Origin of the sequence: Streptosporangium sp. CA-135522 (assembly GCF_050949235.1) — a bacterium.
Taxonomy (GTDB): Bacteria; Actinomycetota; Actinomycetes; order Streptosporangiales; family Streptosporangiaceae; genus Streptosporangium.
On sequence record NZ_CP192026.1, the window covers coordinates 7,612,148 to 7,628,080 of the forward strand.

Below are 15,933 nucleotides of genomic sequence, written 5' to 3' on the forward strand. Positions count from 1 at the left end.
GGTGCCCAAACCTCTCTAGGTCTTCGTGCATGAAATCCACCCTGCTGGCTCGATCCCAGCCGTTGTCTGACTCCTCGACGCCGCCGGGCCGGTCGGGTTCGTCGGCCGACCGGCCCGGCGACGGTCAACCCGTCGCGGTGGGTGCCGGAGCGCCGTGTGGACCGCGCGGACGACGCGGTGGCACGGCGGTGCGGCCCTCGGCCCCGGTCAGCCCAGCGAGCGGACGAAGGCCTGGATGTCACCCGCCAGGAGCGCGGGCTGCTCCATGGCGGCGAAGTGACCGCCGCGGTCGAACTCCGTCCAGTGCGTGATGTTGGGAAGGTCACGGTCGGCGAGACGGCGGAGGGGGACGAAGATGTCGTGCGGGAACACCGCCACCCCGACGGGGACGGTGACCGGCGGCGGCAGGATCCCGTTCGCCGCCTGGCGCACGCCCTCGGCTCCCTCGTAGTAGAACTGGGCCGAGGACCCGGCGGTCGCGGTCAGCCAGTAGATCGAGACGATGGTGAGCAGCTGGTCGCGGTCGACCGCGTCCTCGGGCACCTTCGCCGAGTCGGTCCACTCCCGGAACTTCTCGACGATCCACGCCAGCTGCCCGATCGGCGAGTCGTTGAGGCCGTACGACAGCGTCTGCGGACGGGTGGCCTGGATTTTCATGTAGCCGGACAGGTCGGCGTCGAACTGCGAGAGCTTGCCCAGGCGCGCCTGGTCGGTCTCGCTCAGGTCGGCGAACTCGGCCGGGTCCCCGGAGGGGAACGTCATGAGCATGTTGACGTGCACCCCGATGACGTGCTCGGGATCGGTCCGGCCCAGCTCAAGGGAGATCACCGATCCGGCGTCGCCGCCCTGCGCCACGTACCGGTCGTAGCCGAGGACGCGCATCAGCTCGGCCCACGCCTTCGCGATCCTGGGGACGTTCCAGCCGGTCTCCCGGAGCGTGGAGAAGCCGTAGCCCGGAATCGACGGGATGACCAGGTGGAAGGCGTCGGCCGGGTCGCCGCCGTGGGCGCGGGGGTCCGACAGCGGCCCGATGACGTCAAGGAACTCCGCGACCGAGCCGGGCCAACCGTGGGTGAGGAGCAGCGGCGTGGCGTCCGGCTCAGGGGAGCGCACGTGCAGGAAGTGCACGTCGGCGCCGTCGATCTCGGTGACGAACTGGGGATGGGCGTTCAGCTTCGCCTCCGCCGCACGCCAGTCATAGCTCGTCCGCCAGTACTCCGCCAACTCCTTGAGATAACCTGCCGGCACCCCGCGGTCCCAGCCGACGCCGGGCAACTCGTCCGGCCACCGTGTGTCGGCGATCCGGCGATTCAGGTCATCGAGGTCGGTCTGCGGGATTTCGATACGGAAAGGTCGCATGTCGTGCCCCATTCACTGTGGGTCGTTTTCCGTCAGGCGTCATGCAGGCGCCGCGACCGCCGAATATCGCGATGATCGAGCCGGTGGGGCCGACCTGCGTAGTGCGGCAGGCGAGCGGATGACGATCGGCGGCCGGGTCGCGTCCGTCGCACCCTGATCCCCGCGGGCCGGCACTTTCGCCGAGCCGGGCCCCGCCCGGCACGCGCGCCGCCGGTGAGCCGCCGTGCGGTGACCCGCCGATCCTCACGATCACATCGTCACGCGGGCCCCTGCCGCGACGCATCTCCTGGCGTGCTGCCTTGGGAAACCGCTCGAAGCTCGGTCCCGTACCGGCCGGGGAGAGGCCGCGCTCCGGCCGCGGCGCTCATGCCGGCCGGGGGCGCCATGCGCAGCATCCGGGGCGAAACGACGCCGGTCGCGGCGAGCGCCACGGCAAGCGCGACCCAGCCCATCGCCCCCGCGGGGAAGACCAGCCCGGTCAGCAGCAGTGGCATCACCAGGAGCTGGAGGGTCACGCCGAGGCTGAACCTGGCCAGATACACCGCGCGGCCGTACTCGGGGGCCAGGTCGAAGGACAGCTTCCACCCGCCGGCCGACTGGACCAGCTCGGCCGCGGTGAGCAACAGCATCGAGAGCACGGCCAGGGCCATGCAGGCCGCACCCTCGAAGGCGGGCAGCAGCGCGGCGCTCACGCAGCATCCCGCCAGCAGCAGACCGGCCAGCGTGAGCGACCGGGCGGCCGAGGACGTCGTGCGGATCCGCGCCGCCACCGGTATCTGGAACACCATCGCCATCGCGGCGTTGACGCCCGTCAGCACGGGGACCGCGATCGGCGGAAGAGTGGTGCGGGTGACGATCCACAACGGCAGTCCGACGCCCAGCAACGCCATGTGGCCGGCGAGAACGCCGTTCACCGCGGTCAGCGTCAGGTAACGCCGGTCGGCGAGCAGCCCGGTGAGCCTGACCGGCGCGCCCGGCGCGGGCCCGGTCCGCGCCGTGGGCCTGGGCAACGTCGTGGCCAGCAGCGCGGCCAGGACGAAGGTCGCCGCGTTGATCAGGACCACCGCCCGGTACCCGCCCAGCCCGGGAAGGACCGACACCGTTCCGGCCGCGCCGGAGCCCAGCACGAAGCCGAGGTTGCGGGCGGTCCGCACCCAGGCCAGAACGCGTTGCCGGTCGAGCCCGCCGGTCACCGCACCGACCAGCTCCTGCTGCACCGGAGCCGTCGGCTTGTCCACCGTGCCGAGCAGGCACGACACGACGAGGAACCCGGCGAAGCCGTCCACCGTGGCGAAGGCGGCCAGGCAGGCCGCCCTGGACAGCAGCAGGACGAGGTAGACGCCGCGGGCGCCGTAACGGTGGGCCAGGTGGCCCCACGGAACGGTGAGGACCAGCCCGAGCAGGGCGGACAGGGTGACCCCCAGCCCGACCTGGCTCGGTTTCAGGCCCACGTCCGTGGTGAAGTACAGCGCGGAGCCCGCGAGGAACGTCCCGGTCCCCACGGCGTCGATGAACGACGACACCCCGAAGACGACGAGATCGCGGCGGCGTCCGGCTTGCGTCACGGCTGTTCCTTCCCCAGGGGCCGCTGGTCCCGGAAGTCACGGGGAGGGGCTCCCACGGTCGATGTGCCCGCCCCGTCCTCCCCCGGCGCGCCGCGAACGGCTCCGCGGGCAGAAGGACCGCACGGCGGGAGAGGACTGCTTCGCACCCGCATCGGCTATCTCGCGGGTTTGACCGCCCAGACGACCCGGTTGTACAGCTCGGCGGGCGGTGTGGAGACGATCGTGACCTGCTCGAAGCCGGCCTCGGTCAACCTGTCCCCCCAATACTCCGGGGTGGTGAGGATCTCTCCGTCCTCCCGCATGAAGCGGGGCAACAGGTCGACCTGGAGCAGCATGCGCTCGAAGCAGGCGTGCTCCAGGTAGTGTCGCGCCTTGGCGGTCAGCAGATCGAGTATGTCGAGGGCCCGCTCCTGGCTGGCGACCGGCCCCATGACCCTGCAGAACTGGTCGGCGTTGACGAAGCGTCCGCCGGGCCGCAGCACCCGGAACAGCTCGGCCGCGGCGGTGGCGTAGACGTCGAGTTCGAGGTGGTGCAGCGCGAAGCTGCTGATCACCGCGTCGAAGCTGTTGTCCGGGAAGAGCGACAGATCCTCCACCACGCCGTCGGCGAAGGACACGTCCGGGTCGGCGGCGAACTTCTCCCGCGCGGCCTGCACCATCGTCGGAGCGGGGTCGACGCCGACGATCCGGGCTCCCGGCAGCGCGTCACGGCACAGCTTGGTCAGCCGACCGGTGCCCGACCCGACGTCCAGCAGGTCTTTGACGTCGGCGGGCAGCAGAGCCACCGCGGCCGACAGGAGCGCGACGTTCGAGGCGTCGGTGTTGAGCACCTTGTCGTAGTCGATGCCGACGTCGTTCCAGTGTGTCTCGGCGACCTGGGCCGGTGCTTCGGTCATCAGGATCCACTCTCCTCTTCGATCGCCGGAGTGACCGGCGTGTCCCAGATGGACAGGTACCGCTCGCCGCTGTCCGGCAGGATCGTGACGACCGTGGCGCCGGCCCATCGGTCGCGGCTCGCCACGACCCGGGCGGCGTGGGCGGCCGCGCCCGAGGAGATCCCGGCGAGCAGACCGGTCGAACGGGCGAGCTCGCGAGCCGTCTCGATCGCGTCCTCGTCGGAGACGGTGATCACCTCGTCGATGCAGGAGACGTCGGTGACGGGGTTGACGAAGCCGCCGCCGAGGCCGGGGATCCGGTGCGGTCCCCGCTCGCCGCCCGACAGGACCGGCGAGCCGGCCGGTTCGACGGCGACGATGTGGACGTCGCGCCGCTCCTTGAGATAGCGGGCGACCCCGGTCAGCGTGCCTCCGGTGCCGACCCCGCAGACGAACACGTCGACGTCGCCGGCGCAGGCGTTCCAGATCTCCGGTCCGGTCGTGTCGTAATGGGCCGCGACGTTGTCGGGATTGCGGTGCTGGCCGACCAGCCATGCCCCGGGGATGGAGCGCTGTATCTCCTCCGACAGCGCGATCGCCGCCAGGAGGCCCTCCTGATGCGGCGACAGCACGATCTCCGCGCCGAACGCCCGCAGGATGCTCTTGCGCTCCTGCGTGGCGTTGTCCGGCAGGACGATGACGCACCGGTGACCGCGCGCGGCGCACAGCGCGGCGAGCGTGATCCCGGTGTTGCCGGAGGACGCCTCGACCACCGTCCCGCCGCCGGGGTCGAGGGCGCCGGAACGCTCGGCCTCCTGGATCATCCGCAGCGCGGCCCGGTCCTTCACGCTCGACAGCGGGTTGAGCATCTCCAGCTTGGCCAGCAGGCGCACGCCCGCCGCGGTGCCGGGAAAGGCGATCCGCAGCAGCGGGGTGTCGCCGACCAGTTCCTCAAGGGAGGACGAAATCGCCTGTCGGGTGGCCGCGGCCGGCTGCAACCCAACGGTCATGGATCACTCCTTCGGTCTTCGCTGCGGCCGGTCTTCCCGGTTCACGGCGGTCGCCGCAGCTGGATGTGTTGACGGCTGATACGGCGATCCGCCCGGCGGGAGCTGACCGCCCGCGCCGGACGGATCGCCACGTGCTGGTCAGCTCGCGGAGACTCCGGCGGGCACCGGCGCGGTCAGGCGGACCGGCAGCGCCCGGTGACCGTTCATGATGAACGTCGGCAGCGGCTGCAGCTCGTCCGGCCCGACGGCCAGGCTCAGCTCGGGGAAGCGCTCGAACAGCGTGGACAGGCCGATCGTCGCCACCAGGCGGGCCACGCCCGCGCCGAGGCAGTAGTGCGGGCCGTGGCCGAACGACAGGTGCTCCTTGTCGGAGCGGGTGATGTCGAAGCTGCCGGCGCTGTCACCGTGCAGGGCCGGGTCGCGTCCCACCGCGCTGTAGTTGACGAGGATGGGGTCGCCCTGGGGAATCGTGACGCCGTCGAGCTCGATGTCCTCGACGGCGTAGCGCAGCGGGAGGTGCGCCAGCGGGGACTCCACCCGGAGCGTCTCGTCGATCACGTCGTCCCACGAGGCGCGGCCGGAGGTGACGAGCTCACGCTGCTCGGGGTGGGTCAGCAGCGCGGTGATGGCGTTGTCGAAGAAGTTGATCGTGGTCTCGGAGCCGGCGCCCAGGATCGCGAAGATGGTGTCGGTCAGCTCGGCCTCGCTCAGGCGGGAGCCGTCCTCGTCCCGCGCGGCGATCAGGTCGCTGGTGATGTCCTCGCCCGGCTCCAGGCGCTTGGCGGCGATGAGGTCGGCCATCGCGCCCCGCCAGCCCAGCAGTACGGCCTGGGCCTGCTCGGGGGTGACGGTGGTGTCCACCATCAGGTCGATGACCTTGGCGGTCTGGACACGGGCCTCTTCGGACATGCCGATCAGGTCGGCCACCAGCCGGGCGGGCAGCGGGTAGGCGAACCGCTCGCGCAGGTCCACCACCTCGCCTGGCCCGGCCGCGGCCAGGCCGTCCAGCAGCTGGTCGGTCAGCTCCACGATGCGCGGCCGGATCGCCTCGGTGCGGCGCGGGGTGAAGGCCTTGCCGACCAGCCTGCGCAGGCGCACGTGGTCCTTGCCGTACGCGGTGACCATGTTGTCCATCGCGATCCAGCTGATCATCTCCCAGTCCGGCGGGATCTCGCCGTTGATGAAGGCGGGCCAGTGGTTGCGGGCGCTCTTGGTGACCCGGGAGTCGCTCAGCAGCTGCTTGATGACGGCGTAGCTGTTGATCGACCATGCCAGGACGCCGCCGGGGAGTTCCACCTGGGTCGCGGGTCCCTGTGCCCGCAGGACGGCGGCCTCGGCGTGGATGTCCCGGCCGGTGATGTCGAGGGCGAAGGGGCAGCGGTTCTCCATGGATGTCTCCAAAGATCTCGTCGGTAGAGCTAGTCGTGGTGCCAACGCACCAACAGAAAAACAGACAGACAATACGACTCAGTCGCCGGAGACAAATTCCCCTAGGTCCGTCATGTCCTTACTCGATGCTATTTCGGATTGACATCCGAAAAAAGAAGTCGCGGATGCCTGGAGCGAGTTCAGCAATCTGGAAGAGAACGGGAGTCCATTCGTCCGGCGGGCAGGCGCGCCGGAGCCGGAGAATCCCTTTGCGCGGTCCGGCCGGATTCTCCGTGTTGTTTCCCGGGACAGCGTTTGTGAAGCGTGGTCGAAGAAAGGAACGGCGCATGACGATGTCGCCGCCCCGGCGGAGCGGCGTTCGGATGCTTGCGAGATGCGATGCCGAGGACTTCGGAAGCGAGGTGCCGGCCGGTTCTCCCGGACGATCCCGGCGACCGCCGGGACGGCCGATGGCACCGGGGTCCCAGGAGAGGCCGTGCCCTTTCCGCTTCGGCGCCTGCAGTCGCCGAAGCGGTGAAAGGAAACTCAATTCCCTCCTTGAATGCTAAAGCTCTTCAATGCGGGCACATCGCGAGGCGTGGCCGGTGCGCGGGGTCGAAGTGAAATCCGCTCTTCGATTACCCGAGCCCGTTCCGCCCGTCAAACTACGTGGTTATCGTGACATCCGTCCGTTCTGTTATGCATCTTCCGGATTGCTGTGCTCTTTTCGCGGTGAAGACGACTCTGACCGCCACCTTCGCCGCGCTTTCGGACCACTCCGGCAACGCGTTTCGGGTCGGCTGCGCAAGCACGAAGAAGACTTCCGGCCCGCAGGCCGTAGATCATGGTGAAAACTCCGCCGGGCCACCCCGCCACCGCGGGGGCGGGGCGGTCCCCGCGCCGCCCGGCGGCCGCTCTCGGCCAGGACCGGGCGAATCCGGGGCCGCCGTACGGCACTCCGGGAGTTCCCCTCGGCGAAGAATCCCGAACAACACCGAAAGGGTTGTATCTCATGACATATCCGGACCCGCGCTACCTCGGTGACAAGGGCGAGATCAGCACCACCTACCGCACGGCCGACCACGCGCCCGAGTTGGCCTTCCAGTCCGGCAACACGGTGCACTACCTGGCCACGGGCGCCACGACGAACGGCCAGTTCGGCCTTTACCGGTGGGAGATGGCGGCCAAGCCGAGCGGCGCGGACCCGCACTTCCACAAGACGATCTCCGAGTCGTTCTTCATCCTCTCCGGGACCGTGCGCATGTACGACGGTGTCAGCTGGTTCGACGCCACCCCGGGAGACTTCGTGCACGTCCCCGAAGGCGGGATCCACTCCTTCCGCAACGAGTCGGGCGCGCCGGCGTCGATGCTGCTGCACTTCGCACCGGGAGCGCCGCGAGAGGGCTACTTCGAGGCGCTCGCGGAGTTCGCGCTGTCAGGACGGCCCAGCGACGAGGAATTGGCGGAGTTCTTCCTGCGCCACGACACCTACTGGATCTAGCCGATCGGCTCAAGGAAGCGGATGAAGCGGTATCGCGGCCCCGGCACGGCGGCTCCGACGGCTCGATCCGTACGTGTCGCCGTCCCGGTGCGCGAACGGACGGGCGAGCCGGACGGTGATCGAACGGCCGGCGCCGCGGCGACCGCGTTTGGCAGGGAAGGCGGTAGGTGCGATGTGCCGTATCTACGGATGTTTCGACGCGGTGGTCTCACCCCACGAGCTGAGAACGGTCGAGGCGCTCCAGCGCCACGGCGGGCCCGACGGCGGAGGACGTGTGCGCGTCGGCCGGCACGCGCTCGGGAGCACCAGGCTTGCGATCATGGATCCCGGCGGCGGGCGTCAGCCGTACGACCTGCCCGGCGGCGCCGTAAAGGTCGTCTTCAACGGAGAGATCTACAACCACGACGTCCTGCGCGAGGATCTGCGCGGCCGGGGATTCACCTTTCCCGACCGCTGTGACGGCTCCATCCTGCCCGCGCTCTACCAGGTCTACGGCGACGGCTTCACCGAGCGTCTGGACGGGATGTACGCGATCGCGGTGCTGGACCTGCGCGCCGCCCCCCGGTTGGTGCTCGCCACCGACCACGCGGGCATGAAGCCGTTGTTCTACCGGTGGGACCCGGCGGAGCGCACGCTGCACTTCTCGTCGGAGATCTCGTCCCTGGTGGCGTTCGACGGGGTGTCCACCCGGACCTGGACGCCGGGCCTGGACGCCTACCTCGCCACCAAGACCCCGTTCGGCGAGCAGACCATGTTCGCCGACATCAGGGTGCTTCCACCGGGCGCCACCGCGATCTGCGACCAGGCTTCGGGGCTGCGTCTCTCGCGCCGGGGGCGGACGGCCGAGGCCGCCGCGGACGACGGGACCGTGGGCGGCGAGGTGCGCGGCAGGACGGGAGACAGAGCGGGAGACAGCGCAGGAGACAGGGCGGGCGGCGTGCCGGTGGACGAGGCCGCGGTGGCCGCCGAGCTGCGCGACAGGTTGCGCCGGGAGGTGCACCGGCTGCTGGTCGCCGACGTCCCGGTCGCCGCGATCACCTCCGGCGGGCTGGACTCCAGCCTGGTCACCGCTTTGGCCGCCGAGGCGCCGGGCGAGTTGCACACCTTCAACATCGCCTACCGAGGCCGCTGGCCCCGCGACGAGCGCCACTACGCGCGCGAGGTGGCCGAACGGGCCGGCACCCGCCACCACCAGGTGGAGATCGACCCCGTCGCGTTCCCCGACATGCTGGCCGACGTCGTGTGGCATCTGGGTCAGCCGAACGCGGACCCGATCACGCTGAGCACCCACGCTCTCTTCGCCGCCGTGCGGGACGCCGGGTTCAAGGTCGCCCTCAGCGGGGACGCCGCCGACGAGGTGTTCGGCGGCTACGAGCGGATGAGCACGGCGACGGCCGCCGCCGGAGCCGGCCTGCCCTGGTACGACGGGTATCTCGACAGCCTCGCCGTCCTGCCCGCCGCCCGGCGCCTGGCCCTGTACACCGGCGACTACGCCGCGCAGCTGCGCGGCGAGCGGCCGGCGATCCCCGAGGAGGCGGCCGAGGCACTGGCCGGCGGGAGCGGCACCGTGCTGCAGCGGATCACGGCCTTCGAGACGCGTTACCGCTTGCCCGCCTACCACCTGCGCAGGGTGGACCACCTGAGCATGGCGAGCTCGGTCGAGGTGCGGCTGCCGTACTGCCAGCGCGACGTCGTCGAGCTGGGCCGGGCGCTGCCGGACCGGATGCGGATCGGTGCGGGGCGGGTCAAGCGCGTGCTGTACGGCGCCGCCGCCGGCCTGCTGCCGCGTAGCGTCCTCGCCCGCCGCAAACAGCCCTTCACCCTGCCGATCACGGCGATGCTCGCCCCGGGATGGCCGCTGTGGGAGTACGCCAGGGACATGCTGACCGCCGATCGGCTGCGCGCCGGCGGGCAGATCGATCCCGCCGCGGTGCGCGGCCTCTTCGCCCGCCAGGCGGCCGGGCCGGACGACACCGCGGCCCTGACCCTGTGGGCCCTGCTCGTGTACGAGGTCTGGCTCGACCAGTTCCGCGCGGGAGCGCGCCGGCCGCTCGCGGAAGCGGAGCTGGCCGCGTGATCGGGCATCTGGCCTACGCGATGGGCAGCCCCTGCCCCACGCTGGTCCTCGACGCCAGGCACCTCCCCCGCGAGCGAGAGCCGCTGCTCGCCGCGCTCGCCGAGGCCCGCAGGTGGCTGGCGGCCGCCGGCGGCGAGCACGTGCTCAAGATCGCGCTGATCCAGCCCTCCACGCACCCGCTGTTCGATCTCGACTATCGCTTCATCCAGGCGCTGCCCGGCGACCCGGCCGGATTCGACCTGCGGGGCTCCTGCGGGCACTCGGTGCTGTCGGCGATCACGGCGGCCGCGGAGGCCGGCATGCTGCCCAGGCTCGCCCCCGGCCTGCGGGTGCGGGTGAACGTCCTCAACAACGGCGACTACCTCGCCTGCGAGGTGGACGAGGTGAGCCGGGAGACGGTCCGGTTCACGATGCACTTCCTCTACACGCCGCCCAAGCCCGTCTCCCGGCTGCTGCTGACCGGCGAGCCCAGGACCGCCGTGGACGTGGACGGCGAGCGGGTCGAGGTCTCGCTGGTCTCCGCGGGAAACCCCTACGTCTTCGTGTCCGCGCCGGACGCGGGCGTGTCCGGCACCGTCGAGCTGTACGGCGACGACCCGGGGTTGTTCGAGCGGCTGGTGCGGATCCGCGGCGCGGCCGCGGCCCATCTGGGCTGGCCGGCCGACAGCGTGTTCCCCAAGGTGGCGGTCACCATGCCGGTCGCGGGTGGCCGCATCGCGGTGCGCGCGGTCTCGGTGCCCGGCTGGCATCCCACGCTGGCGCTGACCGGCGCCGCGTGCCTCGGGGCGGCCACCGGCATCGCCGAGACGATCCCGTGGCTGGCCGCCCGGCAGGCCGGGTGCGAGGGGAACGGGATCAACGTCCTCACCCCCGGCGGGAGCGTCGAGGTCCTGGCCGCCATCAACGTGCACGACGCACAGCGCCGGATCGCCTGGATCACCGTCGGCGACCGGAGAGTCGCCTTCCGCGGCTCGTTCTTCATCGAACCGCTCGCCCACTTCCAGTTCAAGGAGACCGCCGAATGTCTGTCGGTGTCAGCGTGATCCAGCCAGGTCCGGTGCTGGAGACACTGCGGCGGTCCGCGACGCGAACCGCCGTGAGCGGCCGGCCCGACAGGCGGGCACTGGCGGAACTGCGCCGCTCGGGCCTGCTCGCCACGGCGGTCCCGCTCGAGTACGGCGGCGCCGGCGGGGACGCGGCCACGGTGAACGAGGTCGTCGAGCGGGTCGCCGCCGTCAACCCCTCGATGGCGATCATCCTGTTCCAGCACTTCGCGGTGACCGCGCGGATAGGCGAGTGGGGCAGCGCCGCGCAGAAGGCGACGCTGCTGCCCGCGCTGGCGGCCGGTGAGTGCCTGGCCGCCTCGTCGTGGAGCGAGCCGGGCGCCGGCGCCGCCAAGAAGAGGCTCGCCACCACGGCCTCCCCACTGCCCTCCGGCCGCTGGCTGCTCAACGGGGCCAAGTCGTTCACCACCGGCGCCGGGGTGGCGGACCTCTATCTCGTCCTCGTGACGACCTCGGCCGAACCGGACGACCACGACAGCGCCTACGGCTCGGCCGGGCAGTCGTTCTTCCTGGTGCGGGGCGACAACCCGGGACTGGTCGCGCACCTGGACCTCGATCTGGTCGGCATGAGGGGGTCGGCGACCGGTTTCGTGTCGCTGCGCGACTGCGAGGTCTCCGACGACGACCGGCTCGGCCCGCTGGGTCACGCCCCGGCCATCATCGCCGCCGTCCGGGAGAGCGGCGCGACCCTCGGCGCGGTGTCGGTGGGGATAGCGCAGGCGGCGCTGGACATCGCCGCCGAGCACGCCGGCCGGTCCGGGCTGCTCACCACGCAGACGGTACGGCACCGGCTGGCGGAGCTGAGCGCCCAGGTGGAGGCCGCGCGCGCGATCGTCGACAGCGCCGGGCGAAGGCGCTCGGCCGAGCCCGGCGCGGTCACCTTACGCAGCAAGCTGTTCGCCTCGACCACGGCCGAGCAGGTCTGCATCGAGGTCGCCCGCATGCTCGGCTCCGCCGCCTACGTGGTGAGCCACCAGCTCAACCGGCTGATCGCCGATGCCCGTGCGGTGGCGTTGATGGGGCCCACGAACGACCTGTGCCGGGAGCTGGTGGCGGCCTCATGGACGAGCTGATGGACTCTCCCGCCGACCTCGCGGTGACCGGTGGCCGCGTGGTCACCCCGGACGGGGTGCGCGAGGCCACCGTGGTGGTGTCCGGCAAGCGGATCGGCGCCGTCCTGGACGGCGACGACCTGCCGGTGAGCGTGCCCCGGCTGCGGGCGGACGGCTGTTACGTCCTGCCCGGATTGGTCGACTCGCACGTGCACTTCCGCACCCCCGGCCTGGAGCACAAAGAGGACTGGGCGCACGGCAGCCGGGCGGCCGTCGCCGGTGGCGTCACCACCGTCATCGACATGCCGAACACGGTGCCGCCGGGGCTGGATCCGGAGGCGATGGTCGCCAAGGCCGCGCTCGTCGCCGGGTCGTCGCTGGTCGACTACCGCTTTCACATCGGGGTCGATCCCCGGCGGCCCGAACTGCTCGCCGGCCTCTCCCCGGAGATCGCGGTGAGCGCCAAGGTCTTCATGGCGGGCCACCACACCGCGCCGACCGTCGTGCGCGACCCGGCGCGGCTGGACGAGATCTTCGCGGCGGCCGCGGCGGGAGGCGTGCAGCTGGTGCTGCACGCCGAGGACGACGCGCTGTTCGCGCTGCTCGACAACTGGCGGGGCGAGCCGCGGGACTACCGCGACTACGAGAGGCGGCGGCCCCGCAGCGGTGGGATCGCCGCGGTCGCCACCGTGCTGGAGCTCGTCCGCAGGCACGGCACCCGGGCGCACGTCCTGCACCTGTCGAGCGCGGAGGAGGCCGACCTGATGGCCGCCGCCCAGGCGGCGGGGCTGCCCGTCACCTTCGAGCTGACCGGCCACCATCTGTCCTTCACCGATGCCGACACGCTCAAGATGGGGGCCAGGACCCGGCTGTCGCCCGCCATCCGGAGCCAGGACGACCAGGACAGGCTGTGGGCGGCCCTGTGGGCCGGAGAGGTGGCCAGCCTGGGCAGCGACCACGCCCCGCACACGATCGCCGAGAAGAGCCGGCGGGTCGCCGACGCGCCGCCGGGCCTGCCGGGCGTCCAGGAACTGGCGACGGCGGTGTGGACCGGCATGCGCAGGCGCCGGCCCGACGAGCCCGCCGACGTCGCGATCGCCCGGCTGGTCGAGCACCTGGCCGCCAGGCCGGCCGCGATGTTCCGGCTGCCGGGCAAGGGCCGGCTGGAACCGGGCGCCGACGCCGACCTGGTCATCTTCGACCCGGATCGGCCGACGATGTTCTCCGCGCGCGACGTGTACGCCAAATGCGGCTGGTCGGCCTACGAGGGCTGGACGATGGCCGGCCGGGTGCGCACCACGCTGAAGGCGGGCCGGGTGGCCTGGGACGCGGAGCGGCGGGCCTTCGGCCCGCCCACGGGCCGCTGGCTGGGGACGGCCGCCCGCGAGCCGGCAGGCCGGCTCGCGTGAACGACGCCGCCGGTGCCGGCAGAGCGGAAGACGGAACAGAGGACACGGCAGAGGACACGGCAGAGGACACGGCGGGAGACACAGCGGGAGACGGGGGATCGACCATGGCCGACGACAGGCTGCTCATGCTGATGCCGTACCGGCAGTTCTTCGCGAAGGCCGCGGCGGAGGGCTTCCGTATCCACTCGATCTGGGATCCGCGCTACCAGCCCGCGGCCTATCTCGACGAGATCGCGGAGCTGTCGGAGGAGATGATCCTCGCCGATTTCCGGGACGAGCGCGCGCTGCGCGCGCTGGTCCGCGAAACGGCGCGGCGCCACGAGGTGGCACACGTCCTCCACCTGGGCAAAGAGGACAGCCAGCTGCCGGTCTGCGAGGAGGCGCGGTCGCTGGGGCTGGCGCCGAACCCACCGGGGGCGCTCGCCGGGATCAACGACAAGGCCGCGATGAGACGGCTGCTGCGCGACCACGGTCTCTCCCCCGTCCGCTCGATCGAGGTCGCCGCGCCGGAGCAGGCGCGCGAGGCGGTGCGCGAGCTGGGTCCGCCCGTCGTGGTCAAGCCCACCTGTCTGGACGGCAGCCGGGCCGTACGGCTCGTGCGCGACGTGCGCGACCTGGACGGCTGGGTGACGGACCTGGCCGCCTACGGCTACTCGGGGCCGGTCCTGGTGGAGGAGTACCTTCGCGGGGACGAGTTCAGCGTGGAGACGTTCACCGTGCAGGGGCGTCACCACGTCGTCGGCGTCACCGCCAAGAGGCTGGCGCCGCCGCCCGGTTTCGTGGAGATGGGGCACGTGCACCCGGCTCCGTTGCCGGAGCCGGAGCGGGCGGCGATCGCCGAGCCGGTGGTCGCCCTGCTGGACGCGGCCGGCTACCGCTTCGGTCCCGCGCACACCGAGGTGATCCTGACGGCCGCGGGCCCGCGGATCGTCGAGTCCCAGACCAGGATCGGCGGTGACCGCATCCCGCTGCTGGTCGAGATCGCCACCGGTTTCGACATCGAGGCCGCCGTCTTCCGCGCCCTCGCCGGCAAGCCGGTACGGCCCGGCGCCGCGACCAGGACGGCCTGCGTCTCGTTCTTCGACTTCGGCCCGGGACGCGTGGAGTCCGTGGCCGGGCTGGAGGAGGCCGGACGGCTCGCTTTCGTGCACGAACTGAGGCTCGGGTTCGGGCCGGGGGACGTGCTGCCCCCGGTCGTGGACTCCGGGAGCCGGCACGGGCACGTCGTCGTCGAGGCGGCCTCCGAGAAACAGGCGAACGAGCGGACCGCGGTGGTGCGCGCGCTGCTGCGCGTGGTGGTCCGGCCGGACGACCGGCCCTCCTCCTCCGCCGTCTCCCCCTCCGCCGGCTCATCCCCACCCACCGACGGGAAGTGACGTGATGACCCCCGAGAAGACTCCCGAGAGAACGCTGCTGCTCATCGGCCACCAGACGTCGACGGTCCGCAAGGCCAAGGCGCTGGGCCTGGCGGTGATCCTGCTGCAGCACCGCAGCAAGTTCGAGCCGGAGCAGGCCGAGCTCGCCGACGTGCTGCTGCTGGCCGACTACACGGACCCGTCCGTGGCCCGCCCGCTCATCGAGGCGGCGCACCGGGCCTGGGGCTTCTCGGCCGCGGTGTCGCTGACCGAGCCGGGCCTGGAGGTCGCCGGCTGGGCCAACGACCGCTTCGGGCTCGGCGGCACCGGGTTCGCGGCCAGCCACCGGCTGCGGGACAAGTGGGAGATGCGCCGCCATCTGGCCGGCTCCGGGGCGAAGACGATCGGCGCGTCCCTGGTGCGCGACCGCGACAGCCTGGCCGCCTTCGGTGCCGCCCACGGCTACCCCTTCATCGTCAAGCCCACCGACGTGGCGGGCGGTTTCGGCGTCTTCCGCGTCGGCGGGGCCGCCGAGGTCGACGACGCGTGGGATCGCGTCCAGCGGGTGCGCCGGACCGGTGTCGACCGCGGGCCCACCGACCTGTTCAGGATCGGCGAGTTCATCATGGAGGAGTACGTCAGCGGCCCGGAATACAGCGTGGAGGCCTTCAGCTTCGGGGGCAGGCACGTGGTGATCGCGGTCACCGAGAAGCTGGTCGACGAGGCCCATTTCGCGGAGCTGGGCCACGCGCTGCCCGCCCGCCTGGACCTCGGGGCGGAGCAGGAGATCGTCGCCGCGGTCACCGCGTTCCTCGACGTGATCGGGATAGCCGACGGGCCGAGCCACACCGAGGTCCGAGTCGGGCGGGACGGGCCGGTCGTCATCGAGTCGCACAACCGGATCGGCGGTGACCACATCGACGAGCTGGTGGAGGCGGCCTACGGCGTGGACATGGCGGCCTACGCGGTCGGCTGGCCGTTCGGGCTCGTCGAGGAGCTGGCTGGGCGGCCGCGTCCCCTGGCCGGGGCCTGCGTGCGTTTCGTGCACACGGGCGCGGGACGGATCGAGGGCGTCGAGGGCGTCGAGACGGTCCGCGCCCGACCGGACGTACTGATCGCCCAGGTCACGGCGAGCGCAGGCGACGTGGTACGGCCGCTGGCCGACAACTGGGACCGCCTGGGCCTGGTCGCCGTCAGGGGCTCCGACACCGACGCGGCGGTCCGGCTGTGCGAGGACCTGGTCGCGAACTCCGTGAACATCCGGCTGCGTCCCGCGGCGCGGGTGTGAGTCCGAGGAG

12 protein-coding genes are annotated in these 15,933 nt (G+C 71.7%); 7 read left to right on the forward strand and 5 right to left on the reverse strand.

The genetic code is table 11. The annotated features are described in order from the left end of the window. Nucleotides 1-207: 207 nt before the first annotated feature. From ACQPYK_RS36020 to ACQPYK_RS36040, 5 genes are all read right to left on the reverse strand, one after another. A complete protein-coding gene (locus tag ACQPYK_RS36020; RefSeq protein ID WP_433241316.1) occupies nt 208-1,359 on the reverse strand; it encodes an epoxide hydrolase family protein in 1,152 nt (383 codons plus the stop codon). A gap of 257 nt (nt 1,360-1,616) precedes the next feature. Beyond that, nucleotides 1,617-2,924 carry an MFS transporter gene (locus ACQPYK_RS36025; RefSeq protein WP_433241319.1) on the reverse strand — a complete coding sequence of 436 codons (1,308 nt, stop codon included), beginning with the start codon at nt 2,922-2,924 and terminating at the stop codon, nt 1,617-1,619. Between the two features lie 155 nt (nt 2,925-3,079). Further along, nucleotides 3,080-3,820: a methyltransferase domain-containing protein gene (locus tag ACQPYK_RS36030; protein ID WP_433241322.1), complete on the reverse strand. Its 741-nt coding sequence runs from the start codon at nt 3,818-3,820 to the stop codon at nt 3,080-3,082. After that, nucleotides 3,820-4,809: a cysteine synthase A gene (gene cysK, locus ACQPYK_RS36035; protein WP_433241325.1), complete on the reverse strand. Its 990-nt coding sequence runs from the start codon at nt 4,807-4,809 to the stop codon at nt 3,820-3,822. The genes ACQPYK_RS36030 and cysK overlap by 1 nt, the downstream gene beginning before the upstream one ends. Before the next feature lie 138 nt (nt 4,810-4,947). Further along, nucleotides 4,948-6,198 (reverse strand): cytochrome P450 family protein, encoded by a 1,251-nt coding sequence (locus tag ACQPYK_RS36040; RefSeq protein WP_433241328.1) that lies wholly within the window; start codon nt 6,196-6,198, stop codon nt 4,948-4,950. Between the two features lie 991 nt (nt 6,199-7,189). On the opposite strand from ACQPYK_RS36040, the gene ACQPYK_RS36045 reads away from it, so the two are divergent. The 7 genes from ACQPYK_RS36045 to ACQPYK_RS36075 all read left to right on the forward strand — a co-directional run bounded on the left by ACQPYK_RS36045 (nt 7,190) and on the right by ACQPYK_RS36075 (nt 15,923). After that, a complete protein-coding gene (locus tag ACQPYK_RS36045; protein ID WP_433241331.1) occupies nt 7,190-7,678 on the forward strand; it encodes a cupin domain-containing protein in 489 nt (162 codons plus the stop codon). A 172-nt stretch (nt 7,679-7,850) separates the two neighbouring features. Further along, nucleotides 7,851-9,755, forward strand: a complete 1,905-nt coding sequence (asnB, locus tag ACQPYK_RS36050) for an asparagine synthase (glutamine-hydrolyzing) (protein WP_433241334.1) — start codon at nt 7,851-7,853, stop codon at nt 9,753-9,755. Further along, nucleotides 9,752-10,798, forward strand: coding sequence for a PrpF domain-containing protein (locus ACQPYK_RS36055; protein WP_433241336.1), 1,047 nt, complete (start codon nt 9,752-9,754; stop codon nt 10,796-10,798). Before asnB ends, ACQPYK_RS36055 begins: the two co-directional genes overlap by 4 nt. After that, entirely contained in the window at nt 10,777-11,892 is a 1,116-nt protein-coding gene (locus tag ACQPYK_RS36060; RefSeq protein ID WP_433241339.1) for an acyl-CoA dehydrogenase family protein, read from the forward strand. The genes ACQPYK_RS36055 and ACQPYK_RS36060 overlap by 22 nt, the downstream gene beginning before the upstream one ends. Further along, nucleotides 11,880-13,280, forward strand: a complete 1,401-nt coding sequence (locus ACQPYK_RS36065) for a dihydroorotase (RefSeq protein WP_433241342.1) — start codon at nt 11,880-11,882, stop codon at nt 13,278-13,280. The genes ACQPYK_RS36060 and ACQPYK_RS36065 overlap by 13 nt, the downstream gene beginning before the upstream one ends. Nucleotides 13,281-13,384: 104 nt before the next feature. Continuing rightward, on the forward strand, nt 13,385-14,656 hold the full coding sequence (locus tag ACQPYK_RS36070) for an ATP-grasp domain-containing protein (protein ID WP_433241345.1): 1,272 nt from the start codon (nt 13,385-13,387) through the stop codon (nt 14,654-14,656). A gap of 4 nt (nt 14,657-14,660) precedes the next feature. Further along, nucleotides 14,661-15,923 (forward strand): ATP-grasp domain-containing protein, encoded by a 1,263-nt coding sequence (locus ACQPYK_RS36075; protein ID WP_433241348.1) that lies wholly within the window; start codon nt 14,661-14,663, stop codon nt 15,921-15,923. The last annotated feature ends 10 nt before the right edge of the window (nt 15,924-15,933 follow it).

Excerpts from the sequence above, each read along its gene's own strand:
- ACQPYK_RS36060 (WP_433241339.1), top strand. The coding sequence starts at position 10,777 with ATGTCTGTCGGTGTCAGCGTGATCCAGCCAGGTCCGGTGCTGGAGACA.
- ACQPYK_RS36020 (WP_433241316.1), bottom strand. The coding sequence starts at position 1,359 with ATGCGACCTTTCCGTATCGAAATCCCGCAGACCGACCTCGATGACCTG.
- ACQPYK_RS36045 (WP_433241331.1), top strand. The coding sequence starts at position 7,190 with ATGACATATCCGGACCCGCGCTACCTCGGTGACAAGGGCGAGATCAGC.
- asnB (WP_433241334.1), top strand. The coding sequence starts at position 7,851 with ATGTGCCGTATCTACGGATGTTTCGACGCGGTGGTCTCACCCCACGAG.
- ACQPYK_RS36030 (WP_433241322.1), bottom strand. The coding sequence starts at position 3,820 with ATGACCGAAGCACCGGCCCAGGTCGCCGAGACACACTGGAACGACGTC.
- ACQPYK_RS36065 (WP_433241342.1), top strand. The coding sequence starts at position 11,880 with ATGGACGAGCTGATGGACTCTCCCGCCGACCTCGCGGTGACCGGTGGC.
- cysK (WP_433241325.1), bottom strand. The coding sequence starts at position 4,809 with ATGACCGTTGGGTTGCAGCCGGCCGCGGCCACCCGACAGGCGATTTCG.
- ACQPYK_RS36040 (WP_433241328.1), bottom strand. The coding sequence starts at position 6,198 with ATGGAGAACCGCTGCCCCTTCGCCCTCGACATCACCGGCCGGGACATC.
- ACQPYK_RS36075 (WP_433241348.1), top strand. The coding sequence starts at position 14,661 with ATGACCCCCGAGAAGACTCCCGAGAGAACGCTGCTGCTCATCGGCCAC.
- ACQPYK_RS36070 (WP_433241345.1), top strand. The coding sequence starts at position 13,385 with ATGGCCGACGACAGGCTGCTCATGCTGATGCCGTACCGGCAGTTCTTC.